The 25,561-nt window shown below is 56.8% G+C and carries 20 protein-coding genes and 2 pseudogenes; 8 read left to right on the forward strand and 14 right to left on the reverse strand.

Annotated features, from left to right (window positions below; genetic code table 11):
- Positions 1–175: pseudogene (locus tag H522_RS22505) on the forward strand (IS1634 family transposase); the annotation flags it as partial.
- Between the two features lie 168 nt (positions 176–343).
- Here H522_RS22505 and H522_RS18110 read toward each other — a convergent pair.
- Positions 344–823 (reverse strand): annotated as a pseudogene (locus H522_RS18110) (sigma-70 family RNA polymerase sigma factor).
- Between the two features lie 247 nt (positions 824–1,070).
- Positions 1,071–2,675 (reverse strand): APC family permease, encoded by a 1,605-nt coding sequence (locus H522_RS0107280; RefSeq protein WP_026961825.1) that lies wholly within the window; start codon positions 2,673–2,675, stop codon positions 1,071–1,073.
- A 179-nt stretch (positions 2,676–2,854) separates the two neighbouring features.
- On the opposite strand from H522_RS0107280, the gene pyrD reads away from it, so the two are divergent.
- On the forward strand, positions 2,855–3,958 hold the full coding sequence (gene pyrD / locus H522_RS18115) for a dihydroorotate dehydrogenase (quinone) (RefSeq protein ID WP_051344007.1): 1,104 nt from the start codon (positions 2,855–2,857) through the stop codon (positions 3,956–3,958).
- A 48-nt stretch (positions 3,959–4,006) separates the two neighbouring features.
- Here the strand turns inward: pyrD and fabI are convergent, their stop codons facing one another.
- Positions 4,007–4,750, reverse strand: coding sequence for an enoyl-ACP reductase FabI (fabI, locus tag H522_RS0107290; protein WP_420535275.1), 744 nt, complete (start codon positions 4,748–4,750; stop codon positions 4,007–4,009).
- 241 nt (positions 4,751–4,991) lie between these two features.
- Here fabI and H522_RS0107295 point away from each other — a divergent pair, with 241 nt between their 5' ends.
- Positions 4,992–5,600 (forward strand): superoxide dismutase, encoded by a 609-nt coding sequence (locus tag H522_RS0107295; protein ID WP_026961827.1) that lies wholly within the window; start codon positions 4,992–4,994, stop codon positions 5,598–5,600.
- Between the two features lie 67 nt (positions 5,601–5,667).
- Here the strand turns inward: H522_RS0107295 and yfbR are convergent, their stop codons facing one another.
- Positions 5,668–6,258, reverse strand: coding sequence for a 5'-deoxynucleotidase (gene yfbR, locus H522_RS0107300; RefSeq protein WP_026961828.1), 591 nt, complete (start codon positions 6,256–6,258; stop codon positions 5,668–5,670).
- A 63-nt stretch (positions 6,259–6,321) separates the two neighbouring features.
- Positions 6,322–6,492 (reverse strand): hypothetical protein, encoded by a 171-nt coding sequence (locus H522_RS21465; RefSeq protein ID WP_155836259.1) that lies wholly within the window; start codon positions 6,490–6,492, stop codon positions 6,322–6,324.
- A gap of 194 nt (positions 6,493–6,686) precedes the next feature.
- On the opposite strand from H522_RS21465, the gene iadA reads away from it, so the two are divergent.
- Complete coding sequence (gene iadA / locus H522_RS0107305) at positions 6,687–8,024, forward strand: beta-aspartyl-peptidase (protein WP_035453016.1); 1,338 nt, start codon at positions 6,687–6,689, stop codon at positions 8,022–8,024.
- 20 nt (positions 8,025–8,044) lie between these two features.
- On the opposite strand, the gene H522_RS0107310 is transcribed toward iadA, so the two are convergent.
- A complete protein-coding gene (locus H522_RS0107310; protein ID WP_026961830.1) occupies positions 8,045–9,013 on the reverse strand; it encodes a 2-hydroxyacid dehydrogenase in 969 nt (322 codons plus the stop codon).
- Positions 9,014–9,091: 78 nt separating this feature from the next.
- On the opposite strand from H522_RS0107310, the gene rnz reads away from it, so the two are divergent.
- Positions 9,092–10,018, forward strand: a complete 927-nt coding sequence (rnz, locus tag H522_RS0107315) for a ribonuclease Z (RefSeq protein WP_026961831.1) — start codon at positions 9,092–9,094, stop codon at positions 10,016–10,018.
- 2 nt (positions 10,019–10,020) lie between these two features.
- Here rnz and H522_RS0107320 read toward each other — a convergent pair whose 3' ends face one another.
- Positions 10,021–10,686, reverse strand: a complete 666-nt coding sequence (locus H522_RS0107320) for a sulfite oxidase-like oxidoreductase (RefSeq protein ID WP_026961832.1) — start codon at positions 10,684–10,686, stop codon at positions 10,021–10,023.
- A 168-nt stretch (positions 10,687–10,854) separates the two neighbouring features.
- Here H522_RS0107320 and H522_RS0107325 point away from each other — a divergent pair, with 168 nt between their 5' ends.
- Positions 10,855–11,502 (forward strand): SGNH/GDSL hydrolase family protein, encoded by a 648-nt coding sequence (locus H522_RS0107325; protein WP_026961833.1) that lies wholly within the window; start codon positions 10,855–10,857, stop codon positions 11,500–11,502.
- Between the two features lie 110 nt (positions 11,503–11,612).
- Here H522_RS0107325 and H522_RS22320 read toward each other — a convergent pair whose 3' ends face one another.
- Positions 11,613–12,947: a C40 family peptidase gene (locus H522_RS22320; RefSeq protein WP_051344009.1), complete on the reverse strand. Its 1,335-nt coding sequence runs from the start codon at positions 12,945–12,947 to the stop codon at positions 11,613–11,615.
- A 397-nt stretch (positions 12,948–13,344) separates the two neighbouring features.
- On the opposite strand from H522_RS22320, the gene sigK reads away from it, so the two are divergent.
- The gene (gene sigK, locus H522_RS18125; RefSeq protein ID WP_051344010.1) at positions 13,345–14,085 is read left to right on the forward strand and encodes an RNA polymerase sporulation sigma factor SigK; all 741 of its coding nucleotides are present in this window, start codon (positions 13,345–13,347) and stop codon (positions 14,083–14,085) included.
- A gap of 207 nt (positions 14,086–14,292) precedes the next feature.
- On the opposite strand, the gene H522_RS0107340 is transcribed toward sigK, so the two are convergent.
- The 3 genes from H522_RS0107340 to H522_RS0107350 form a co-directional block, all read right to left on the reverse strand.
- Entirely contained in the window at positions 14,293–14,997 is a 705-nt protein-coding gene (locus H522_RS0107340; protein WP_026961834.1) for a pirin family protein, read from the reverse strand.
- Positions 14,998–15,195: 198 nt separating this feature from the next.
- Positions 15,196–16,002, reverse strand: a complete 807-nt coding sequence (locus H522_RS0107345; RefSeq protein ID WP_026961835.1) for an ABC transporter permease — start codon at positions 16,000–16,002, stop codon at positions 15,196–15,198.
- A 16-nt stretch (positions 16,003–16,018) separates the two neighbouring features.
- Positions 16,019–17,632 carry a glycosyltransferase gene (locus H522_RS0107350; RefSeq protein WP_026961836.1) on the reverse strand — a complete coding sequence of 538 codons (1,614 nt, stop codon included), beginning with the start codon at positions 17,630–17,632 and terminating at the stop codon, positions 16,019–16,021.
- A gap of 213 nt (positions 17,633–17,845) precedes the next feature.
- Between H522_RS0107350 and H522_RS0107355 the strand changes: the two genes are divergently transcribed.
- Complete coding sequence (locus tag H522_RS0107355) at positions 17,846–20,377, forward strand: YfhO family protein (RefSeq protein WP_026961837.1); 2,532 nt, start codon at positions 17,846–17,848, stop codon at positions 20,375–20,377.
- A gap of 122 nt (positions 20,378–20,499) precedes the next feature.
- Here the strand turns inward: H522_RS0107355 and H522_RS0107360 are convergent, their stop codons facing one another.
- The 3 genes from H522_RS0107360 to H522_RS18135 are packed head-to-tail and all read right to left on the reverse strand — an operon-like array spanning position 20,500 to position 25,406.
- On the reverse strand, positions 20,500–21,711 hold the full coding sequence (locus H522_RS0107360) for a S1C family serine protease (RefSeq protein WP_162143490.1): 1,212 nt from the start codon (positions 21,709–21,711) through the stop codon (positions 20,500–20,502).
- Positions 21,712–21,768: 57 nt separating this feature from the next.
- Positions 21,769–23,856: a dynamin family protein gene (locus tag H522_RS18130; RefSeq protein ID WP_081411961.1), complete on the reverse strand. Its 2,088-nt coding sequence runs from the start codon at positions 23,854–23,856 to the stop codon at positions 21,769–21,771.
- A complete protein-coding gene (locus tag H522_RS18135; protein ID WP_051344012.1) occupies positions 23,853–25,406 on the reverse strand; it encodes a dynamin family protein in 1,554 nt (517 codons plus the stop codon). Before H522_RS18135 ends, H522_RS18130 begins: the two co-directional genes overlap by 4 nt.
- Between the last annotated feature and the right edge of the window lie 155 nt (positions 25,407–25,561).

Here is a 25,561-nt window from a genome sequence, read left to right on the forward strand (position 1 = left end):
ACCCACGGGTATCTCCGTGATCGACATGTTCGAGGGGATCTGCACGATGGATATTGAAATTCATGGTGAACGCCATCGAATCACCAATACCCATCTTGAGCCACAGTTGGAACGGGTACTGTCTTTCCTGGATATGGACCTGAGCATCTTTGGAGTTGCGAAAAAATCGGCCTGATGGGCGATTGCGTCAGCACGCCCGGCGTTTCCAAATCCGATCAAATTTCCAAATGATCGCACTTTCATAGAACCATATAAAGGGAACGGCGGAGAGCAGGGTTGCTGTATCAAGGCAAGATATTGAGTTTCCAGTCAAGAGCCGATTCTTAGGCGCGGAATCTGTGTTTCACAGACTCCCATCCCCCTCCAGAAGACGCTTCAACATCGCTCTCCCACGATGCAAACGCGTACGAATGTTTTGATCCGTCGTATTCAAGACTTGAGCAATTTCTTGACTCGTTAATTCGTGGCGATAGAAGAGAATCAACACCTCAGAGTATTTTTCGGGCAATGAATGAACCGCCGCCCATAACGAGTCCCTCTAAAGTTTGCGCGCGACTGCTTGTTCCGGCGTATCGTCTGCGGTCACGAGGTTGAGATACTCTTCGTCCGCCACGACTCGTTGAACCGGCCAGGACCGGAGATGGTCCTTGCATCGATTGGCTGTTATCGTCAAAAGCCACGTCTTTACACTGCTTTCTCCACGAAACGTGCTCATTTTGGCAAATGCACGAAGGAACACGTCTTGCGTAATATCTTCCGCCTGATGATAGTCACGGACATAAGAGTAGGCAAGATTCAGCACATCCTGGCCGTAAAGGTGCATCCACTCGTCAAGTACACGAACCGGGTTGACTTGCGGGGTGTCAGAAGCCTCAAACAAGCGATGCCACACCCCCCGTGTCAACTGATTAGACGTCAACCCTTGCCGCAGTGTTACAAGGTCACCATTGAAGTTTCTTCAGATTGACGTTTCCCAACACCATTGAAGTTTCACAAGACCACGTCCTGCACACAAAAGTGCGGCCCACAGGCAGTGCCCGGGACCGCACGTCGAAAATGACGTCTACGTGTTATACGTTAGCTGCTTTCACGGCTAGATCCTCTTCATCGTCACTATCAATCACGGGTTGAGGCAACGCGCTGGCAACGGCCCAGTAGTAGATGAGGAGCGCACCAATCGCCACAACCAAGAGGTCCCATCCGTACGGGATGATGGGCTGTTTCATGGGACCGAAGGAACCAATGTAGGACATGACCATCATGAAGACGTAGTATACAACCAACCAAATTCCGGCCCGCCACTCGGATTTCAATTTCTGATGCCAACTCGCGTCGCGATCCATGAAGGCAAAGTACAAGACGAGCGAGGCCAACGTCATCCCAATCAGAATGCTGTTGTTATTCCAACCGCCCCAGTAGATGATGAAAGAGCCCGCAATAAAGGCCAGAGGCGCAATCACCGACAGACCCGCCAGCCGAAACGGACGATGGATGTCCGGCGAAGTCCTGCGTAAAGACGCAGCCGATATAGGGCCGCACACATAGGTCAATACCGTGGCGCCGGTCACCGCACCGACCAAGCCGCCCCAGACGCTGTAATTCTCGGGCAATACCCAGACAATCGCCAGAATAACCGAAAGCCACAGAGCGCCGCGGGGAATGCCGGTTCTGCGGTCGACCTTGCCAAACAGCGAGTAGAACAACCCCGTCTTGGCCCAGGCAAACAGAACGCGCGTCGTGCCTGAGACGTAAATGTTACCCGTTCCCGACGGAGATATCACGGCATCGATAAACAAGACATTGGCCAACCACAACATGCCGAGCGAAGTCGCCAGTTCTGCATACGGCGCTTCAGAGAACTTCAGGTGCGCCCAACCACCGGATTTCGCCAGCACGTCTGGCGGAACCGCGCCGATAAACACCAACTGCAAAGCGATATAAAGTAGTGCGCTGACCGAAATGGCGAGGATAATCGCCAAGGGAATGTGCCGCTGCGGATTCTTCGCTTCAGAGCCAAAGTCGACCGCCTGCCGCCAACCCAGAAAGGCAAACGCAATGCCCGATACGGCGACCGCCTGCATAACGCCTTTGAATCCACCCGGACTCGCTCCGCCGACCGAATAGTTGCCTCCGTGAAAGCTGAAAAGGAGTACGATTAACGTTAAAAGCGGGACGATGAATTTGATGGCGGTTACGATAGAATTGACTTTACCAAATACGTTGACACTCCAATAATTCAGTAAAAAAAAGACGACCAAGAGCGCGATCTCTAAAATATACCCCCACACGGAGGGACCACCGCTGCTCGTAGCCAGCGCCGGCAGCCAACGCGAAGCATACCCGCGCACCGCCTCCACTTCCACGCCGGCTACGCTGGAGTATGCCAGCATGGCCGCAAACCCGGTCAAGTAGCCGGTCAAACTTCCATGGGTGTAGTTCGGATATCGAACAAATCCCCCAGCCCGAGGCAGCATACCACCTAATTCGGCATATGTGAGACCAAGTAAAATGAATGCCACTGCTGCGATAACCCACGCCAGCCAGGCGCTTGGTCCAGCATAGACGGCAGCGCCTTGCGCTGCGAACAGCCAGCCAGAACCGACGATGGACCCCACCCCTAGAAATGTGAGGTCGAGCAGGTTCAACTTTTTCTTGAACGAAGTTGACCCAGCCATAGGTTCTCTCCTTTCGAGTAAAAAAAACAGGATGACTGCTTAATACCATCATTATAGATGTGTTATTCAGATAAATCAAACCCACAATCGCATCTCCCATCGAGATTTGTCAATTTCGGTCGTACCACGTATATTGGAACACGAAGATGCGCGTATAAACGTGATCCCAGGAGGCTGTCATGTACTCTTTCCTGCGCCGAGTACTATTCCGGTTGGAACCGGAACTCGCCCATAAAATCACCCTACATACCTTGTCCTTGATGCCCAGTGTCGCCCGGCTCTTTGCGAGCTCCCCTTCCCCAGCCCCACAGCTCTCGCAGACTTTGTGGGGATACAAATTTTCACATCCCGTTGGCTTGGCGGCAGGCCTAGACAAGGACGGGATCGCCATCGATGGATTGTTGGCGTGCGGGTTTTCGTTTCTAGAAGTGGGGACCGTGACACCGCGTCCCCAACCCGGGAACGCCAAACCGCGTCTATTCCGGCTGCGGGAAGATGAAGCCCTAATTAACCGCATGGGGTTCAACAACCAAGGCGCAGCGTCGTTGCGCAAAAACCTTCTGCGCCGGCGCCGGCGCGGCATTATTGGGGTGAACTGCGGCCGCAACAAGACCACACCCAACGAATTGGCCGCAGAAGACTACCTGCTTTCGATGGAAACCGTCTATCCCTTGGCCGACTACATCGTGATCAACGTAAGCTCGCCGAATACGCCGGGGCTTCGCGACCTGCAGGCGGAAGCGTCTTTGCTTCCGTTGGCCGAAACCGTACTGAGGAAACGGGACGAGCTGCATCAAGCCAGTAACGCCTTGGCTGCACATCGCCCACCGGTGCTGGTGAAATTGTCCCCAGACTTGGCGGATGACGCACTCGTGCAACTGGCAAAACGATTGACTGAAATCGGGATTGACGGGTTGATTGCCACCAATACCACCATTCGTCGAGACGGGTTATCGTCGGTGCATCAGAGCGAGAGCGGCGGACTTAGCGGCAAGCCTCTGCGCAGCCGTTCGACACAGGTTGTCTCCCTGTTATACCAAGCGATTGGACAAACCGTCCCCATCATCGGCTGCGGCGGCGTTTCCTCAGCCTTCGACGCGTACGAAAAAATCTGCGCTGGCGCAAGCCTGATTCAGATTTATACGGGATTCATCTATCAAGGTCCCGGGCTTGTCCGGAACATTGTCGAGGAACTTCCCAAGCTACTGGAAAGGGACGGATTTGACCACCTCCGGCAAGCCGTAGGATGTCGGTCGGCCGAGATGGCAGAGAGGGTGGACTAAGTCGCATCCACCCTCTCCGAATCATTGGGTCTGTTCAACACCGACTCGTTAAACCCCGATGATATGATAGCCGGCGTCGACGTGGATGACCTCACCCGTCACGTTGCGAGACAGGTCTGAAAACAGGAAAGTCGCCACATCACCGACCTCTTCCGGATCGGTCGCGCGTCCTAATGGGGCACGCTCGGCCAACACGTGCAGCATCTTATCGAATCCGTGCACACCCTTCGCGGATACGGTGCGCACGGGGCCGGAGCTGATGGCGTTGACGCGAATGTTGTCCTTGCCCAAATCCTTGGCGAGATAGCGCATGCTGGCGTCCAAAGCGGCTTTCGCGACACCCATCACATTGTAGCTTTCCACGACGCGTTCCCCGCCGAGATAGGTTAAGGTAACCAAGGAACCGCCCTCTTTCATCAGCGGCCGCGCTCGCCGAGCGGACGCCACAAACGAATAGGCGCTGATGTTTTGCGCAAGCAGGTACCCGTCCCGAGAGGTATTCACATACTCCCCTTGCAACTCTTCGCCTTTGGCAAAGGCAATGCAGTGCGCCAATCCATGCAAAACGCCGACCCGTTCGCCGATTTCAGCAAACGCTTTGTCCAACTGTTCATCATCGCTGACATCACACTGAACGATTGGGAACTCCTCATTCGGCATGGCTTCGTCCAGAAGTTCTTGAATTTTTCCGCGTTCGCGCTCGCTTAAGCACGTAAACACCAACCGAGCACCATATCGGTACGCCGACTTGGCGACTCCCCAGGCGATGCTGCGCTTGTTCGCGACCCCCATCACCAGGATGTTTTTTCCCTGCAACAGTGTCAAACTGTTCACCCACCTGTACAATTTACTTACTCTTCGCTGGACGCACGGAATCCGTTGTCCACTTCTTTCTATGTATACCATCAATACCGGCCCCGGGCAATTCGGTCTGTCCGCGAGCAAAGTTTCCGACTCGGTGGAAATAGTCTGTCCGTTGCGGTAAGATGGGTGGTGAAGCTTGCACCCATTACACTACATAGGAGGGATTGTCATGGCTCACCAATTGCCACCTCTTCCGTATGCGTTCGACGCTTTGGAACCGCATATTGATGCTTTGACCATGGAAATCCATCATGACCGTCACCACGGAACATATGTGAATAACCTCAATGCCGCCCTTGAGGGGCATCCAGAGTTGCAGGAAAAAAGCATTGAGGACCTTCTGAAGGGCATCAACTCTGTTCCGGAGTCCATCCGCACAGCGGTTCGCAACAACGGGGGCGGGCACGCCAACCACAGCTTGTTCTGGGAGATCCTCAGCCCGAACGGCGGTGGCCAGCCGACTGGAGCCGTAGCGGACGCCATCAACTCCACCTTTGGCAGCTTCGAAAAGTTTAAGGATGAATTTTCGAAGGCAGCCGCTGGGCGGTTTGGCAGCGGCTGGGCGTGGTTGGTTGTCAATGGCGGGAAGCTCGAAATCATCAGCACCCCGAACCAGGACAGCCCGTACATGGAGGGCAAAACTCCAATTTTGGGCCTGGACGTCTGGGAGCACGCCTACTACCTGAAGTATCAAAACAAGCGCCCTGACTACATCGCGGCGTTCTGGAACATCGTCAACTGGGCCGAGGTCAATCGCCGGTACGAAGCGGCGAAGTAAGAGCCCAAACGTTCCCGAGCAAAAGGAGGGAGCTATGCACCGCTCCCCCCATTTGTTTTCTCCCCATCTATTGCAGATACCGATACTCATCAATACTGTGCTCAAACGCCGGCAAAAACCGTTCCATGAAATATTGGACAGCCGGCATACTCTCCGCCATCGCCTGCACTTGAGCCTCAATTTGACGCGCCGCTACGGCAAACTCTTGATTGCCGCGCCGGACCTCAAGTTTGCACTTGCATAACGCGTCCAGTTTGTCTGCGGCATGAACATAAGACGCAACCTGCTCATCCGTGCGGTCGAACGCGGAAGTGTATGCAGCCTGCAGCTCTTGTGGAAGGGTGTCAAGCAACTGTTTTTCGGCAATGTGCTCCAAACGAGCGAACGTTTCGGCTACCTCGTCGTTATATTTCTTCACCGGGGCCACGACATCGGTCAGAATGGCCTCCGAAGCGTCGTGATACAGGGAGGCCGCTATCACCTTACCGACGTCGGTTTTCTGCCCATATACCACTTCATCGATCACGCACAACGCATGTGCAATCAACGCGACGCCAAAGCAGTGCTGCGCCACATCCTCGGTCTGCAAGGCCATCATCCCACTCCAACGCATGGTTGAACGCAGCCGATGTAATAAGGCAAAAAATACACTTTGCATTGTAAACCTTCGCCCCTGTCCGAAATTGAAATGGGAATGAAACAATTCCTAGAGCAACTACGTCTACGTTAGCGAATCCAAATCGCCTTGCATACTGACATGGCCCATCCGATTGGAAGGTTGACGACCAACCGCACCCTGGGTGCCGACGCTCGATCCGGCTACCGCTACACGCCTGGGCATCATTCCGAACACCGTGGTCATCCACAAGGAATTGGTCACCATTGGTTTCACTCGGAAAAACCCCAGGTCATTCCGCGGGTTCAGCAAGTGATGCCTGCACCCGCACCGCAAAATAACAGTATGACCGACGGACGAGGCGACACGTCTTGTCCCCATTGTCAGCTTGCCCGCATCCACGGTTCGATCCGTCCGTACACGGGTAAGCTACACACGATGAACCATCCATTTACAGGAGGGATCCCGGTTTGTCGCTGCTGACCCTCATCAAAGGCGCGACGGTGTATGCTCCGATGCCGTTGGGAGATAAGGATATTCTTTTGGCCGGGCGACAGATTATTGCCGTCGCAGACGACCTGTCACTACACGGCGCGGTACCGGAGATTCAAGAGTTGGACGGGCGAGGATTATATGCCTTTCCCGGATTGATTGATCAGCATGTCCACATGGCCGGCGGTGGTGGCGAGGGCGGTTTTCACTACCGAACGCCGGAAATTGCGCTCAGCCACCTGACCACCGCAGGTGTCACCACCGCCGTTGGCGTCCTCGGAACGGACGGCGTCACGCGCACGACGCGGGAGCTCTTGGCTAAGGCGAACGGATTAGACTTTGAAGGCATCACCACCTACATCTACTGTGGTGCGTATCAGGTTCCGACGCGCACGATTACAGGGATGCCCCGGTCCGACATCGTGCTCATCGATAAGGTGATTGGCGTCGGTGAAATCGCGATTTCCGATTCGCGTTCCAGCCACCCAACCCGGCACGAGATTGCGGAATTGGCCAGTGAAGCACGAGTTGGCGGGCTGCTCGCGGGCAAGGCCGGCGTCGTTCATCTGCACGTAGGGGACGATGACTCGAAGCTGGACATCTTGTTTGAGGTCTTGGCGCAGACCGAATTGCCCCATTCTGTGTTTGTCCCCACCCACCTCAACCGCAATCCCGATTTACTCCGGGAGGCAATCCGCTATGGGAAACAAGGCGGCTTTGTGGACGTTACATCCGGCATCCGACCGGATGAACACGACCACATTTCTGTCAAACCCGCTAAGGCCCTCCGCCAGCTGCTGGACGCGGGTGTCCGCCCGGGGCTGATCACCATGAGTTCGGACAGCAACGGCAGCTCACCCATCTTTGATGACCGGGGAAAACTGGTGGCCATGGGCATCGGATCGATCGCAACCCTGTGGGAGGAGACGCGGGACGCCATCGTCGAGGAAGAGATTCCGATTGAGACGGCTGTCGGAATTGTCACCCGCCACGTCGCTCGCGTGCTCAAACTCGGCCACAAAGGGATGATTCACCCCGGCCTCGATGCAGACCTTGTGCTTACGGACGAGAAGTTTCAGATTCAACACGTGTTTGCTAAAGGGCGTCTAATGGTTGAACACGGAAAACCGGTGGTCTTTGGTACCTTCGAAAACGCATCCGCCGTTCCCGGAGCGCCGGACAGCAAGGCATCCTCCGGCAAAGAAGACCATGGGCGGGGGCGCCACATGCTCAGCCCAGACGAGGGCGATCCGGACGACTTCCCGGACCGAGACGAGCGCCAGCTTAACACTCGACGGCGCCACTACTGCTGCTAATCCGCGAACCGTTGGGAAACCTACGGCGCACGCACGGGGGTTTTTGCTGGTTGCCCATTCAGCACCGCCAACAGGTTGTCTACGGCCAGATGGGCCATCGCGAGGCGCGTGTCAATACTCGCGGATCCGATGTGCGGCAGCAGCACTACGTTATCCAACTGCATGAGCGGATGGTCTAACGAAAGCGGTTCCTCCTGGAATACATCCAATCCGGCGGCAAAGATCTGCCGATTCGTCAATGCCTCCACCAAGGCGGCTTCATCGACAATCGGTCCGCGCGCCGTATTGACGAACACGGCATTCGGCTTCATGCGGCGAAAAGCGTCTCGATTGAACATCCCCCGCGTCTCTGGCGTCAAAGGGGCCAAGGCGACCACAAAATCAGCCTGCGCCAAGAGCTCTTCAAAGCTACAATAGGTCGCCCCATACGCTTCTTCCGCATGCGGCCGGCGGTGTCGGTTGGTATACAGGATGCGCATACCAAAACCTTGCGCCCGGCGCGCCACCGCCTCGCCAATCCGGCCCATGCCGACGATGCCCAAGCATTTTCCATATACGTCCACCCCAGTATAGGCCATCAGGCTCCAGGCCCGCCACTCACCTTGGCGCAGGCTCCGTTCTGCGTCCAATAGGCGCCTGGCGGCCGCCATCAGTAGGGCAAACGTTAAATCCGCGGTCGTCTCGGTCAATACATCCGGAGTGTTCGTCACGTAGATGCCGCGCCGCTCTGCCTCCCCGATATCGATGTTGTCATATCCCACCGCCAGGTTGGCAATGACCTTCAGTTGCGGCCCAGCCGCATCCATCACCTCGGCATCAATTTTATCCGTAAGCAGGCTCAAAATTCCGTCTACACCTTGAACACGCGCGAGCAATTCGGATTTCGGAACGGGCACGTCTTCGTTCGGGTAGAATGAGAGTCGAACGGCCGTGGACAGGCGCGTCAAAACCTCTTCCGGCAGGCGACGGGTCACGTAGACACTTGGCAATTTTTCGTGCCTCCTTTTCGGATTTGTATGACTCCGTCAAGAAACCTTAGAATTTACGGCGGCATTGGAGGAATGGACATGCACATCTACTTTCTCGGCACCGGGGCGGGGATTCCCAGTAAGCGGCGGAATGTGACGTCCATCTGTCTCCGCCTCGAACCTAAACTTGGACAAATTTGGATGTTTGACTGTGGCGAAGGGACTCAGCACCGCGTCCTGGAGAGTCCCATCCGCCTGGCGAAACTGACGAGGGTATTCATCACCCATCTGCACGGGGATCATCTCTACGGCCTACCCGGGCTTTTGTCCAGCCGGTCTTTCCAGGCCCCTGACCGTCCGCTTTGCCTCTATGGCCCTCCGGGTCTCGAACGCTACCTGGAAGTGAGCCTTAAGAGCAGCGGCACCCACCTGACCTATCCCTTGCAGGTGGTTGAGCTAAAGAATGGACAAACGCTGACCGTAGACGGGTTTACAATTCACGTCCAACCCCTCCAACATGGCCTGCCCTGCTTCGGATACCGGATTGAAGAACCGCCCCGGCCAGGACGACTGCGCCATGACAAGCTCGAAGCCCTGAACATCCCTCCCGGACCAGTTTATAAAGAGCTCAAACAGGGTAAAACCGTCACCTTGCCTGACGGGCGCGCCATCAATGGCAAGGAGTTTGTCGATCCGCCCATACCCGGCCGCGTCGTCGCCCTTCTCGGGGACACAAGCCCTTGTTCCCAGGCGGATGAATTGGCCGCCCATGCGGATGTCCTCATCCATGAAGCGACGTACGATGCCCGCGACGCCGCCCTAGCGCACATGCATCAGCATAGCACGAACCTGGATGCGGCCAGGCTGGCAAAACGAGCGCGGGTGAAACGGTTGATTCTCACCCATCTCAGCTCCCGCTATGACGAACGTGCCGAGCAGCGACTACTCGAAGACGCGCGGGCGATTTTCCCCGCGACCGAACTCGCCTCGGACCTCTCCGAATTCGCCGTGGAATTCACCCACTAGCGTCAGCGCGGCGGAACCATCCCCCGGCGAACACGCGACCGAATGGTCCGATAGTAGTCGTCGGTCGTAGGGCCGGTCCCCAACCACTCCGGGTCGTCCCGAAAACGCTGCTCGCGCCAAGGGTCCCCGTACAGGTGGTATCCGTATTGCTCCCAAAAGCCAGGCTTATCCTGGGTCAGAAACTCAATCCCGCGCACCCACTTGACACTCTTCCAGAAATACAAATGGGGGACGACGAGCCGCAGGGGCCAACCGTGCTCCGGAGTAAGTTCGCGTCCCTCGTGGCGGTAGGCAAACAGTACATCATTCTGGAGCAAGTCGTCCAACGTGAGATTAGCCGTGTACCCCTGTTCCCCGTGAACCAAGACGTACTCTGCGGACGGGTCCACGTCGACCAACCGCATCACGTCGCGAAAGGCCACTCCCTCCCACCGGTTATCGTAGCGCGACCAATGGGTGACGCAATGGATATCCGATACAGACTCTGTCTTCGGCAGTGCCAGAAATTCAGACCAAGTCAACCGTTTGGGCGCCTTCACACAGCCAAAGATGTGAAAATCCCACGTGGCCAGATCCACGTGCGGCACCTCTCCCACGTGCAAGACCGGCCACTTCTCTGTCAAAAATTGTCCTGGCGGAAGCCTGTTTGCCTGATTCGCGTTCTCCATGCCGCTTGCCTCCCCAAGAATGATCAATCCGTGGCTAGACCTCACCGGTACGTATGCGCGCGATACGTCCACGCCTGGCCTCTGGCGTAGATTTCCTGTTGCCCCCGTTCACGTGTCGTGATCGTCATCTAGGATTTCAACATTCAATGAGGCCAGGAGGCGAACCGTATGCACTGGTTTACAACTCTCGGGGACTCCATCACCGCCGGTGAGGCAGCCACATCCCCAAGCAAAGCATACCCTGCATTGACCGCCACGCTGCTGAGTCAGACCGGCCATCCAACATCCGGCCACGTGCTTGCAGAACCCGGATGGACAAGTGCCTCCCTGGCCGCCGCTGTCATGGATAATCCACCAGATCCACTCGCGCAGTCTGCCTCAGTCATCATCTGGGTAGGGGGCGATGACTTGGCCTACGCCGGATTGCGTCTGCTTCAAGGGGCTCCGCGTACAGTCGTAGCGGCATCGCTTCGCACCTATGCACTTCACGTCAGCGTGTTGTGCCGCTACATTCACCAGGTGAGTCAAGCGCGAATTTTCCTTTGCACACAATACAACCCGTTTCCCAACTCCCCACCCGCGGTGGAGGCCATCAGCGCGTTAAACCAAGTCACCGCAACGGTCGCTCATCGTGCAAAGGCCGGCTTGGTGCCTGTCCATACCTGGTTTGCGGGCCGTGAGAAAGAGCTTATCGCGCATTATCGCACCGGACGGCTGGAAGACGTCCTGACCACAGCCAACCTGCCCATTCACCCAAACAATACGGGCCATCGCGTGATTGCGCAACACTTGGCTTACATCCTACGACAAGGCTAAGGCGGCCCGGCATCCCGAAAGGGATACGCCAAGCCGCCCTTGCTCCTTGCCCCATGCGATGCCGACTGTGCTGAGTCGATGAGCCGCTGCACTCAAAAACTCACCATTCGTCAATGCACGATTCGCCGAGCGCCTATGTAGTACGAAGCCCAATAACCTGAGAAGATATTCGCGATTTTCACGCCACTGCGCGGGGACTGTGCGCTGACCATATTCCCGTCGCCGATGTAGATGCCGACATGGGATGCGCCAGCGCCGTCCGTGCTAAAGAAGACCAGGTCTCCAGGCTGCAAATTCGATTTTGCCACCGGTTCCCCCATCCCAAATTGCGCGTAGGAGGAATGCGGCATGCTGATTCCAAAACGGTGATAGACGTACATCACCAAACCGGAACAGTCGAAGGCATTCGGCCCAGCAGCCCCCCAGACATACGGGTAGCCTACAAACGATTCTGCGTAGACCGCGATGTCGCTTCCGTTCCCAGACACAAGCGGCTGACTCGGAGACGCTGGCTGTGAAGGCTGAGAGGATGAGCCATTCCCGCCGTCCGAAGACTGGTGATGAGGGGTCGAAGTTGTCGTTGCCGTTACCGCCGACCTCGGAGGCGCTGGCTGTGAAGGCTGGGAAGATGAGCCATTCCCGCCGTCCGAAGACTGGTGATGAGGGGTTGAAGTTGTTGTTGCCGTTGCCGCCGACTCAGCGGCTGTCCGCTGCGCTTCCTGCTTCAACGCGTTAATTTCATCTTTCGTCGAGCTGATTTGATTTTGCAGTTGAGCCTGGCGCAACTTTTGCCAATCCAACCCACGGCTCACCATCAACAACGACTTCTTCTGCTGGTTTTGCAAGGCCACATTCTTGTCGCGCAACTGTTGCAACTGTTGTACTTTGGCGCTCAACTCCCGGAAGGAAGCCTCTTGCTCGCGTTCTTGAGCCTGTAGTTGAACCTGTAGTTGAGCTACCTGGTCGGCCAGTTGCTTTTCGCTCTGAGATACCTGCGAAAGCGCCTGCAGACGAGTCAACAAATCGTCCCAGGAGGTGGACTTGAACAGCACCTCTAAATACGGAACCTGTCCGTACTCATAGGCACCCCGCAGTATCTCTTGCAACTTTTTCTTATCTTCTGTGAGTTGTTTCTTGTTTTCGGTAATTTGGTCCATCAAGCGATCCAATTTTGCGCGGGTCTCATCGACCTGCTTCTGATTCTCTTCAATCTGCTGATTCATCGAGTCAATGTTCGCTTGATATTTGTCAATCTGACTTTGAATCGTATTCGCTTTTTGCTGTTGACGGATAATTTCACTGGATACCTGGCTGGCCTGAGACTGCAACTGGTTGAGTCGCTGCTGCTTTTCGCTCAAGGTGTCCGCCTTGACCTGCGGGATGAGTGCCGACACCGCAACCAGGGCACCGCTCACGGAAACCATCAGCTGTTTGCGTAACCGCAAGACGCCAACCCCTTCTCCCAAGATTCCACCACAACCGGTAGTGGTACGAAATGAATTGGTTCCTTCACGTGACTCGCAAACCTACCAAAGCGAGCAAATTGGGATACCAGGGATATGGTTTCGACGTAAGTCGAGAAATTCCTCCTGCGACCGTCGGGAATTTCAAAGTGTCTCGGTTTCGTCATCGAAATCGACAAATCGGGACAGTAAAAATGGTGATCTCCATGAGGCACACGAGTGTCGAACGATACAACCGGGATGATAATGAAACCGCCCGGAGGATAGTTGGGACCTTAGAAGACATCCGCATGCTGATGTCAACTTGCGCCCAAACCATTCCCCACAAAGCCGCATACACTAACGTATCCTGAGCCCCACACGCGGAGGTGTCGCGCGATTGCTATCGTTGGCCTATACCGCCCTTTCGCTTCTGCGTGACCTGACCCTGGTGACGGGATACGTCAACCAGTCATTCCCACAACCGTTGTCCAAAGAAGAGGAACAAGCCTATTTCGAGCGGTGGCAACAGGGAGACCGTGAGGCCTACCAGACTCTCATCGAACACAACCTGCGCCTGGTGGCCCATGTCGCCAAGAAGTTCGACTCCTCCGGAATCGATCACGATGATTTAATCTCCATCGGTACGGTTGGCCTGATTAAGGCAGTTGAGACGTATCAACCGGCCAAAGGAACCAAGTTTGCAACATACGCGGCGCGCTGTATTCAAAACGAAATCCTAATGCAGTTGCGCGCACTCAAAAAAACCCGTAAAGATGTATCCCTTTACAGCCCCATTGGCACGGACAAAGAAGGGAACGAAATTACAATTTCAGATGTTTTAGGGTCCGAACCGGATGAGACGGAAGAAGAAGTAAATAAACGGATCGAAATCCGGAACATGATGAAGTTGATGGATATTCTCGACGAGCGGGAGCGGAAAGTGATTGAACTCCGGTTCGCGCTCGCGGACGGGCGCGAATGGACACAAAATGAGGTCGCGGAGGAACTGGGCATCTCCCGGTCGTATGTCTCCCGTCTAGAAAAAAGGGCGCTCCTGAAGATGTTTCATCAGGCCTTTACAGGTCAACGCAAACGGCGACCTTTTGTCTATCGGCCACCCTCGGACGGGACGCGCTAACGGAGCATACGTCTGTCCAGTGGGCTGTCCCCAGCCCTATCGTGAGATGGGAAGGAGACAGCCTCCCTCCCTTAAGAACGCGAAATCCTCGGCGGGTTTGACGTTACCCTCATTCATGAACCACGGGCTGCCGTTGTTCACGTTGATAATCTACTCCGCAACAGTTAAAATGCGTGTTTACTAAGTGGCGTTTCATTCGGTGTTTGTTTAACAAAGGTCAATCAACAGAAAATGTGCACCCGCATCGGTTTGAATGTTCAATTCGGTGGTATCTGTAATCCGCGCGGAGTCCCGTTTTTTTAAAGGTATGTTCTGATTTAATGTCAGGTCTCCCTCAATGACAAACAGGAAGATTCTCCGATTTGGCTCTTGACGATACGTCAGTGCCTTAGCTGCTTCTAATTCCGAGAGATACATGGTCATGTCTTGATGGATATAAGCCACGTTTTCCCCTAACGAACGGTTCGACACGATGGGTAATAAGGCATTTTTCATTTTTGCTTCATCGTAAGCGATTTGTTCATAGGAAGGGGTCAATCCTCTTTCATTCGGTTCAAACCAAAGTTGCAAAAAGTTCACTTCTTCGGTGGCCGACGGGTTCATTTCGGAATGCACGACTCCAGTGCCCGCGCTCATGCGTTGAATGTCCCCGCACTTGATGACTTCGGTCGTTCCCGTGCTGTCTTGGTGTTGCAATTGCCCTTTTAATACAATCGACACGATTTCCATTTCGCGATGCGGATGCGGTCCAAATCCAGTTTCCGGAGCCACCGTATCGTCATTCAGTACACGCATGGGTCCGAAACGCGTATTGTTGGGATCATAATAATTCGCGAACGAAAAGCTATGGTATGTCTTTAACCATCCATGATCGGCCGCAAAACGGGACTCTGCCGGATACACTTTGATCATCATCCGTAACCTCCCAACAACACAACTATAGCACCTAGCGCAATCAACTCGTTACGAGCCTACATCGAATCTACCCGTGTTGATTCACGACGCTGTTATCAAGACATGCGAGCGGGCCACAAAAACGCGGATGCAAGCCGTCAACGGGCGTCGAGTCCATCGACGCCTGTGCGCTGCGAGGCTTGTTGCGTACAATGGTCATACATAGTCCATGAGACGGTGGCGAAACTGCATGTGCACCGTGGCCCCCAGCATAAAGACGACGGCTACAAATAGCCAGAAATAAAGGGTGTATTTCCAATGCATAACCGGATACCAGCATGTCCCCAAGAGAGCAGCTCGGTAGCCCTCCACGACATAATCGAGCGGATTGAGCAACATGACTTTATGAAGCAAACCCGGCAGCCCATCCGACGGCCACAACAAAGGCGTGAAATACAGGAGTACCCGCAAGATGGACTGAACAATCTGCTGAACGTCACGCACGACGGTGGCCAGGGTGGCCGTCAGCAGAGACAGAGACACCAGTAGCATGACCAAGGAAAACATAAAGTAGACCAGTTGTAGCACGTACAGTGTCGGCGCGTGTCCGGTCGCCGTAAAGATGACCAGGACAATGCCGAGCAAAATCCAATGCTGATATAGATTCTTCACGATGACAAACGTAGGCACAACGCTAATTGGAAAACTCATTCGCGCCACGGTCTGCAGCCGCGAATGCAGGGCCCGCGTTCCTTGCCCCAACGCCGCGTTAAAGAAGAACCAAGCCACCATGCCGGACAACATCCAGACGAAATAAGGCACATTATCCACGCTGTGCCCGCGGCGGATGCCGATGCCAAACACAAACCAATAAATACCAATTTGAATCAGCGGGTTGATAACTTCCCAGAGAACACCCAGATACGCGTTCATATGCTCGGTCTTGAATTCAAAACTGGACAGGCGGCGAATCAAGTACAAGTTGCCAAGATGCTCGCGAAGCACCGCAACAGATGACCACACGTCTCGTTCACTTCCTTCAACCCTGCGTAGAGGGGGTCTGAACCGAAGACGGCTCCGGTTGGGTTGCCAAACGGACGCTTTGGCTATCCCGGCCTGCCAACGCCGAAAACAGTTGTTCCCACATCGGGCCAATCACCCGCTCCGAATACCGGCTCTCAATGTCCCGCCGCGCCCGTCGTCCCATCTCCCGTGCACGCTCCGGGTGATCCAAGAGCTCGCGAATGCGGTCAGCCAACTGCTGGCGATTGCCCGGAGGGATGAGATAACCCGTCTCCCCGTCGCGAATGACATCCCGAGGCCCATAGTTGATGTCATAACTGATGACCGGCGTCTCATTCCACATCGATTCCAAAATGACCATGGGGAACCCCTCAAATTTGGAAGTCATAATCATCATCGAAGCCCCGCGAAACGCGGTTTCCACCTGGGTCAAATAACGCATCAAGCGGACGTTCTCGCCACACCCCAGTTCAGCCACGAGTTGCTCGAGTTCAGCACGGCAGGGACCCTCCCCGTAAATCTCCAGCACGGCATCGGGCCTTCCCTGCATGGCCTGGTGAAACGCAAGAATGGCTTCTTCAATCGCCTTTTCCGGATTCAGTCGAGTCACCATGACCACTTTCTGAGGATTCCGTCGGACGGAGACGTCGGCCATTTTCGTCACCGAGTGCGGGATAACGAATACGTTCTTACGCGGACCAAACTGCGTGCACACATCCTGAAACTGGGATGTGGTAGGAACGACCAACGCATCGATGTCGTCTAGGTGCTGAAGAATCGGCTGATAACTCTTCTTCACTGGACTCCCCAGTGTATACGGCGCGTTCAGGTGCGTCGAATGGGTTGGAAATATGCGATAGCAGACATCTTTGGCCGTCGCCAACACCTTTGGCGCGGAACCGATGCCGTCGCATATGATGAACGGACGCTGCGGCTGACGTCGACAGAGTTGGTTCAACCAATCGACATGAAAAGAAAACTCATCTCGAAACAACCGTTCCTCCCCGGCGTGCCGGTCGTACAAGGTAATTCCGGCCAGCTGGCCGTTCTCTGTATACCAGCGCCTGAGAAACACATAGCCGTCCGCGGTGCAGTATTCCGCCTTCTTCACCGCCCCGCTGTTTGGATCGAGGTGCTGCCGAATGTGGACAAATCCTTGTCGATTGTACAATAAACGCACAACCGGGCGATCCGCTTCATCGTAGTACTCAATGGCTTGCAGACGCTGCTTTTTATCCCATTGTTTGGTCTTGACCAGGCGTCCCCTATGGTAATACCGAGCTGTGACTGCCCCTCGCGTCTCTTCCCGTAAGACCCGAAAGCCGCGTTCCTCCAACCGCGCTGCTCGACGGTACCGCCAGCGGGTAAACGTGGGATACTGCACGCTCATCTGCGCCCTCAGGTCGTCGTAGATATTTAAAATGCCGACATTCTCTCCAAGCCGGCCCAGTTTACGCAATTGTCGACCAATGCCGATGTAATCCGCTTCGTCCAGAGTGATGAGAGCCACTTGGTGTCCCCGTTCACTCAACATCTTGGAACGGTTGAGCATGACCCGCGTCATACCGCCGGTTTCGACGCGAATCCCATGCATCAACATGAACACCCGATAGATGTTTGCTTCGTTCACGCTGATTCCCTCTCTTTAAGAGACTGTCCGGACATGACCGTACAAGCCCGTCTTCGACCACGACAAGCCTACGGTACAAACCTCAAACGGATTTCAAAGCGAGTGGAGACTGTATGAAGGAGTGTCGATTGGCAGTGACTGGACAATTCCCCCGGAAATCCTGGTAAGATAATCCGAGACGGGACAATGGAGACAACCAAGGAGGTTGGCTTGTTGAGGATACGTCTGGACGTGGTTCGTCACCATGCACCTGCGCTGGTCTTGCTCGTGGCCGGGATAATGCTCGCCTATCCGGAGTGGCTGACACCCGAATCCCCGACTCTGGATGACCTGTCCAACTTAAACATGCCCCAGCGTATGTTCTTGACCTGGGCCTACCAACACTTCATCGTGCCACTGTGGAATCCATACAGCTTTGCCGGGCAACCCTTTTTGGCCGCAGGCCAATCCGGGCCGTTCTATCTACCCAACGTACTCTATCTTTGCTTGCCGATTGCCCGGGCCTGGCAGGCCTCCACCCTGCTGCATGCGATGCTATGTGCGCTCGGCATGTATGGTTTGGCCTACCATCTCACCAAAGGTCGCCTGGCTGCCTTCGTCAGCGCGCTGTCGTTTGCCACCTGCGGCTTCTTTCTCGGCCATCAGATTCACACCCAAATGTTTGACGCGTTTGCCTGGTTGCCCGTGATTGTGCTGCTGCAGGGGCGGTTATGGGTGCATCCAACACTGCCGCGAGTCGCGGCCTTCGCGGCTTGCCTGGCGATGCAGGTGTACGCAGGACATCCGCAGATGGTGTTCTATACCGTCATCGCGCTGGTCATTGACCTAATCCCGCGTGTTCGGAAGGCCACTCTGCGGCAATGGATGAGCTGGCTGGGCGGGGTTGCACTGGCACTTTCGTTGTCGGCTCCCCAGTGGGCAAACACTCTGAATCTCGTGACGTACTCCGACCGAGTGCATGTAAGTGCCGCCTTTTTATTGACCGGATCGCTCTCGCCATGGGCGTTCGTACAGTGGCTGGTGGCGGATTCTGCGGGGGGAGGATGGAGCGGACAACCGTTCTCAGCCGCCCGGTTTTTCCACCTCTATGGCTTGCAGTTTTGGGAAAGCTGGTGCTCCATCGGTCTCATCACGTTTGTGTTCGGCCTCACGGCCGTATTTGTGGGCTGGCGCCGGCACCCGGTTGTGCGGCCGTTGGCGCTCGCGGCGTTGGTTACGGCGCTGTTCGCCTTAGGGGGATACGGGCCCTTCGCCTGGTTCCTGGTCTATGTACCGGGCTTCCACCTGTTTCGAGTTCCCGCGCGTTACATCGGTCTGTGCGACTTTTATCTCAGCCTCCTGGCCGGCGTCGGCTTCAGCCTGTGGCAAGCGGGCGCCAGCCGCCAGTCCTTGGCCCGCGCCTGCCGCTGGGTGTGCTTGGTGTCCGCCGTCCTGCTCCTTGTCGATTGGCTGGCGGGACCACTGCGGGAAGCCCCCGTCCTGGCAGTTCTAACCGCACTGGCCCTGCTTGTCGGGATTGCGGGCTGGATGTCTGCGGTCGAATTTCAATCGGACACAGGTCGCCTGTTCGGCAGGCTGGCCGCGGTCGGTGCGGTGTGGGACACTGTGTTGCATGGGTGGCTGACCGCCCCCCTCATGGAATCGCCGCACGCTTCGTATCAAACCACAAGCCCCGTCGTTCACTTCCTGGAGCAGCACCTGTCCACACAGACCGCCTTCCCTAGGGCGGCATCACTTGGTGCCACTGATGTCCAGTTAGACCGAGGACTGGCCTATCGCATCCCGATGGTGAACGGGTATGACTCCCTGGAACCCGCCTGGTATGCCGAAAACATCGACTTGACTTGGAGTGATGTCACATTTCTCAACCAACCGCGCGCCTTGGCAGATGCCCTGGGTGTCAAGTACATCGTCACTCCCGCGAGGGACGAAGTCTTGAACACCCGTTCGGCGAGAGGGCGTGAACGCTGGCAGGGACGACTTTCCAAGCTCCCTGCGGGACCCGTCTCGCTGGCGATTCAACTTTCCCATCCCCCCTCCGTCCCGACTGGGGGATGGGGGCTGCAAACCTGGATGTCGGTCACCTTGACCGCCGGTCGTCACAGCAAAACCTATTGGATAAACGGGTTACCCGAGTCGGAATACCTGATTGATTTCCCGAAAGACTGGCCGCACCGTATCCCCACGCAGGTCCAAATTGTCGACCAGGCATGGAACGCGGAATTTACGCTCCAATCACTGACCTTGTACGGGAGTCAACAGGCGCCAATCATCTACCCCATTCACCAGACCCTTGCGGCCCCGCCCTGGAAGCCGGTGTTGACCACACGCCGTCAGGTCATCTGGGCCAACCCAGACGCCGTCACACGGGCGTGGTTCGTGCGTACAAAGGACGCGGCGCTGCTGCAGCGTACGCCCACAGGCAAGCTTGTCGATTGGGGTCTCAACCAGCAGGTCTGGCGAATGGCCGCTCCGTCTTCCGGGTGGTTTATCCTCTCCCAGATGTTCGATCCCAACTGGCACGCGACGGTCGATGGGAAACGTGTCCCCATTACCCGGGTCGGCCGGGTACTGACGGCCATTCCTGTGCGCAAGGGCGCGCACGAAATCACGCTGACCTATCAGCCGGTCACCCTCATCCCAAGCCTCGCGGCGGGCGCTGCCGGGCTTATCCCGTGCGCGCTTGGCCTGGCCTGGGCATTAGGCAAACGCAAAGGGCCACAGCGGGTACGACGTTCACCTTGAACATATGAAAGGAGCTGTCCCGTCCCCCATCGTGCGATGAGTGTTAGGACAGCTCCTGCCGCTGTACATCTGCCGATGTGCTCGCCGGACGACCTGTTTCCCGGTTCCTGTCAAAACCCGTTTTACGATTGACTACTCGGCCACTTACCCAGCGTGACGGGAACCGTCAACGATTTGCCGTGACGCAGGACCCCCAGCTTGACAATCGTTCCGACCTTGTACTGGGCGATGGCCGCCGTCAAGTCCGCCACGGAGCCGACCGACTTGCCGTTGACCGAGACAATGATGTCGCCATCCCCTTTGGGTTTCTTAGTTGGATTGGAGCTGCTATCCGGTCGAATCCCCGCCTTCGCAGCCGGGCTCCCTTTGCTGACCTGCATCACCAATACGCCTTGGGCCACTGGTAAATGAAATTCGGCTTGGACCGTCGGATCAATATCCAAGGCGCTGATGCCGAGCCACGGGTGCTCAATCGGCTGACCGGCCAACAGGCGCGGCAATACCTGGCGCAACCGGTCAATCGGAATCGCAAAGCCCACGCCTACTGACCCCTCGACCGGACTTTCAATCGCCGTGTTGATGCCAATCACCTGTCCCTTGGCGTCGAGCAGCGGCCCGCCCGAGTTACCCGGATTCAATGCCGCGTCGGTTTGCACAAGCCCACTCAACACGTGCCCGTCCTGCGTAGGCATGGAGCGGTTGAGCCCACTGACAATGCCTGCGGTGACACTGCTCGTCAGTTGGAACGGGTTCCCAATCGCGACCACCAGCTGGCCTGGCTGCAGGTTTTGCGCCGATCCGAAAGGCAGCGGTCGCAGATTGGAAATCCCGCCCACACGGACCACCGCCAAATCGTCCAACGCGTCTGTTCCCACGACCAGGCCCTTGTACGTGCGCGATCCGATGGTCACCGCGACCCACTTCTGGCCGTTGACCACGTGGTTATTGGTTGCGAAGTCTCCTTTATCGTCTATCAGAAAACCGGTTCCCACATCCGCCTGTGGCCGTGACTTCCCCGACTTCGACTGAATGGAGGTGATGGTCACGACACTGTTGCGGGCGCTGTCATAGATGCGGGTCACAATATTGCTTTCACCAATATCGGGAGGCAAGTAACCCGTGCCCGATCCGCCCGACTGATTGTTCATCCTTGTGGATGGGACCTGCTCCCCGCCCGTTTCACTGGTCCTATCGACGCCGACCGGCAGCCAGAGACCCGCGGTTACTATGCCGAGCACATAAGCGGCAGCCAGGCCTAGAACCACCCAGCGCCAACCTCTGCGGCGCGGGCGGGGCGATTCCCAATCGTCAAACCCATCCCATGATCCCGACACGTACATCCCTCCTGCGCTCATCATACCGCAAACGGCCGGGATCGGAAAATCTGTGCATCACGCGCGGCTGCCTACGTCGTGCTGGGCCCATTCGGCCAGGTCAGCGGCCAATTTCTGCCACTGGACGAGCTGTTCCCGCTCGCTTGCCGGCTCCGCTTGGGCCCGCGTAGCTGCTTGGAGCACCGTTTCGGCAAGGATCCGATACTGTTCCGACAAGGTGCTTATGGCCGTCGCCAGCATCGGATGGGTCAAGACCGTCAAGTCTTCGGGCACCACCTTGGCAGCGACCTCGGCCATCGCCGTTAGCATGGCGTCCTGCCCGCCGCCCTCAAAGAACGATTTCGCGGAGTGAAAACTTTTCAAATGCGGCATGAACGGTTCCGGGCGCAGGGCGGATCGATACGGTTGCTCGGCCAAGTGCAGCGGGCGCATCTCCGGCAACGCATCGGCCAAATCCGACCTGCCGAGCGCTTCCAGTTCCTGTGCCCACGCCCGACGGTCACGGGCATACGTCTGCTCCGCATAGGCAGCGATGCGCAGCGCCAGCGTCCGGCACTCAAGCTCCACCTGGCGTTGGAGCGATTCGACCAGTTCGAGTAAAGCACCCGACAACGCCTCTTGCACGCTGCCCGGTCCCTGAAAGCGCCCCGGGTAGAACGCTTCCCGGAAGAGCTGCGCAAACCGGAAGCGAATCCGTTCCCCTGCGTGAAACGCCAACTCACTCGCCTCACGCTCAAGTCCGCGGCTGGCATCGTCTTCTCCCGCAGCCGCAGCCTTCCGCAGGTTCTCCAACCGCATCCAGGTTTCTTGCTGACGGGCGGCAAGCGCCTCCCGTTCCGCCTCGGACCGGTCGTACGCCTGTTGCAGCTGGTGCACGCGCGCCAGGGTACGCTCCTGTAAATCACGGAAGGTACGCCGCACCGCGTCTTCGGCCATGCGCTGGCTCTCCGTCTGCAGGAAGGCGATTAGGTCCTGTTCCAGCGGCAGGATGCCAGATTGTTCAAGCACCGTACCCGCGTCCGGCAGGTCCGCGTCCGTGCGAACCTGCAGCCGGGTCCGCAACAGTTCGCGCAGTCCTGGATGATCCGGTCGTTCCCCGAGCTTCCTGGCTGCGAACGCCAGCTGACTGGAGACCTCATAGATGCGCGGCTGACGGATGCCGAGTTGTCGCAGTTCGGACAGCACGCGCTCGCGCACCGCCAGCCGTTCTTCGTCCGACTGGGCGAGATCGACAGCATTGAGGACGACAAACAGCTTGTCCGCGCCAACGAGGTCCTGGACCTCGGCCAACTGCAAGAGAAAGTCTTTCTCCGCTCGCGACATGGCGTGTGTGTAATAGAGCACAAAGAGAATCGCGTCGGCCTGGCGCATATACTGAAAGGCGACGTCAGTGTGGCGGCGGTGAACAGAATCGACGCCCGGCGTGTCGACCAGCACCAGGCCCGGCAACACGCGACCGCCCAGAGCGGCGTCTGGATGCCAGAGCTGTACCCGTTGCACAAAACAGGCGTACTGCTCCTCGGCGCAAAACCGGCTGGCCTCGTCGACGGACAGCGTCCACTGGGTTCCTAACCGATCTGCCAGTTGTTCATACCCGTTGGCAAATGCCTTTAAGAAGGAGAGCGTCTTCCGCTTGCCAATTGGTACATCGCGCGGCTTCAAGGATTTTACAAGTCTTGCCGCGTCGTCCAGGTCCTCGGCTTGGCGTTGAATGGCGGCCAAGGCCAGCGAGACGTCTTCCCACATCTGGTCGGCGGTTTTCGTCTCCACCAGGGCCACGGGCATCCCGGACACCTCGGTTCCCACGGATGCCGTAGACGGCGATAGGCTGTCCGCATTCACGTCAGAGCCCCGACGAAGTTCGGTGATCGCCGCCGTGGTCGGATTGGGCGAAACAACCAACAACGATTCACCGAGCAGCGCGTTGATGAGACTGGATTTGCCCGTGGAGAACGCCCCAAACACGGCCACCAGCCGCTCCGCGCGCTGCAAGCGGCCTTGCAAATCGGTCAACTCCCGCCGCCATGCTTCCGTATACGGGAGGTTCTCAAGGCGTTCTCTCAGGGCGATTATGCGCGCTTGCAAAGGCTCACGCTCTACGCTGGGCACACTCGCTTCGGTCATCCCACCTACATCCTTCCTCATTCCGTTTGCCCCCCCACGCCTGACATCGCAGGAGACGGCTGAACGCCCCTCGGCGTCGCCAGTGTCAAGCCTTCGTCCGCATCATCCGATGTCGTTAGCAAGTCCTGCAACTGTTGTTCCTCAGCAAGGCGCTGTGCCCTCAGTTCCAGCCAGGCGTTAAGGACCGTGATATCCGCCTCGATTTGCTGACAGCGGTCCAAGACATCGGCCAACCGGACCTTGAGCCGCTCACGGGCCGCCTCCTGCCAGCGCTCCAGCAGGGATTTGACCTGGGCTCGAAAGTCCGCTTTGAGCGCTGCCACGACATCTTTGACGTATTGATAGGGATACGAGTCCGAGATGAGAGCGCCCTCTCGCACCATTTGCCGCAGCCAACCGTCCTCGATGCGCACAGAGAGTTCATCCACACCCTGCAGAAGAACCTCGTTGACCCCCTCTTGCCCAGATGCAAACTCGCGCAGCAAACGGATTACTGGCCACTGCATGTATTTCTCGGTGCGCTCGGCCAGCTCGGCGCGAAACGCGGTCAGACGCTGCTGCCGCTCCTTCTCGGTACGCTCGGCCGAGCGCAGCCAGCCGACCCGAAAATCGGGACGCATGCTTTCAACAAACAACCGTCCCTTCTCTGTCGTCTCATACGGAGCAATTTGGGCCAACTCAATTTCGCGCAAGACTTGCGAGAGAAACGTCGCAAACGCGTCACACAAGGTCTGTTCTTGCCCCTCTACCTCTGCCTTTAAGGTAGAGAGGTGGTGCATGGCGTCCTCACGTTTGCCGGCCACGTCGACGTCGGTTTCCACCGTCACGCTGTCCGGCAGCCCCAAGCAGGCACGCACCTGGTCATTCAACTGGCGTTGCTTGAATCCATATTTCCAATCCAGGTGCTCCGCAATGAGCTCCCCCGCCCTGTCCGTCAGCTGTGCCGGACTGGCTGCCGCGGCCAGGCCCCTCAGCCACTCCATCAGCTCCGGCATCTGGTTGCGTTCGTGCTGACGAGATGTCACGAAGAATAATCGTTCATAGTGAAGCTCCCAATCCGCAAAGGTCGATTCAATCCGTTCCGCAAACGTTTCAAATGGGATTTCCCATTCCACATGCTTGTCAATTTGATTGACAATCAGCACCAATCGCTTGCCTGTCCCAGAAAACTGGTAAGCCCACTCGAGATTGGCGTCGCTCTCTACGTGCTGATAGTCCATAACGAGGCATACCACATCGGCCTGATACAACGCCGACTGAGTGGCCCGCTGATGCGCCTCATCGGTGGAGTCGATGCCCGGTGTATCCAGGAGCCGCACGCGCCCGTCCGTCCCAGGCAGCAGAGCGCTTGTCACCTCGGCTGTTGTCGGAACCGCTCCCGTGGCCATGCGTTGACTGCCAGTCAACGCGTTGATGAGACTCGATTTTCCTGCCGAAAACAACCCAACGAACGCGACAACGGTATGCTGCGGCGACTCGGCCCGCTGTATGAGCTGTGCCAACTTCTCCGCCGTGGCCACATCGCCGGCAGCTGCGATGTGTCGACGCAGTCTTTGCATTCCTATGGTCATGGCTTTCTCCCCCACTTCAACTCCTTCAAAGTATCACAGCTTGCTCGATGGCGCCACGAAAAAGCCGAATTGGTATGAAAAACCGCCTGCACCGGACAACCGTCGGGCCAGCGCGGTCGACGTTGACATACGCTGTGGCCAAAGCGCAACAAAGT

This window comes from Alicyclobacillus herbarius DSM 13609, from assembly GCF_000430585.1.
GTDB lineage: Bacteria > Bacillota > Bacilli > Alicyclobacillales > Alicyclobacillaceae > Alicyclobacillus_G > Alicyclobacillus_G herbarius.

Excerpts from the sequence above, each read along its gene's own strand:
- H522_RS0107280 (WP_026961825.1), bottom strand. The coding sequence starts at position 2,675 with ATGGCTGGGTCAACTTCGTTCAAGAAAAAGTTGAACCTGCTCGACCTC.
- pyrD (WP_051344007.1), top strand. The coding sequence starts at position 2,855 with ATGTACTCTTTCCTGCGCCGAGTACTATTCCGGTTGGAACCGGAACTC.
- fabI (WP_420535275.1), bottom strand. The coding sequence starts at position 4,750 with ATGGGGGTCGCGAACAAGCGCAGCATCGCCTGGGGAGTCGCCAAGTCG.
- H522_RS0107295 (WP_026961827.1), top strand. The coding sequence starts at position 4,992 with ATGGCTCACCAATTGCCACCTCTTCCGTATGCGTTCGACGCTTTGGAA.
- yfbR (WP_026961828.1), bottom strand. The coding sequence starts at position 6,258 with ATGCAAAGTGTATTTTTTGCCTTATTACATCGGCTGCGTTCAACCATG.
- rnz (WP_026961831.1), top strand. The coding sequence starts at position 9,092 with ATGCACATCTACTTTCTCGGCACCGGGGCGGGGATTCCCAGTAAGCGG.
- H522_RS0107320 (WP_026961832.1), bottom strand. The coding sequence starts at position 10,686 with ATGGAGAACGCGAATCAGGCAAACAGGCTTCCGCCAGGACAATTTTTG.
- H522_RS0107325 (WP_026961833.1), top strand. The coding sequence starts at position 10,855 with ATGCACTGGTTTACAACTCTCGGGGACTCCATCACCGCCGGTGAGGCA.
- H522_RS0107340 (WP_026961834.1), bottom strand. The coding sequence starts at position 14,997 with ATGATCAAAGTGTATCCGGCAGAGTCCCGTTTTGCGGCCGATCATGGA.
- H522_RS18130 (WP_081411961.1), bottom strand. The coding sequence starts at position 23,856 with ATGAGGAAGGATGTAGGTGGGATGACCGAAGCGAGTGTGCCCAGCGTA.
- H522_RS18135 (WP_051344012.1), bottom strand. The coding sequence starts at position 25,406 with ATGACCATAGGAATGCAAAGACTGCGTCGACACATCGCAGCTGCCGGC.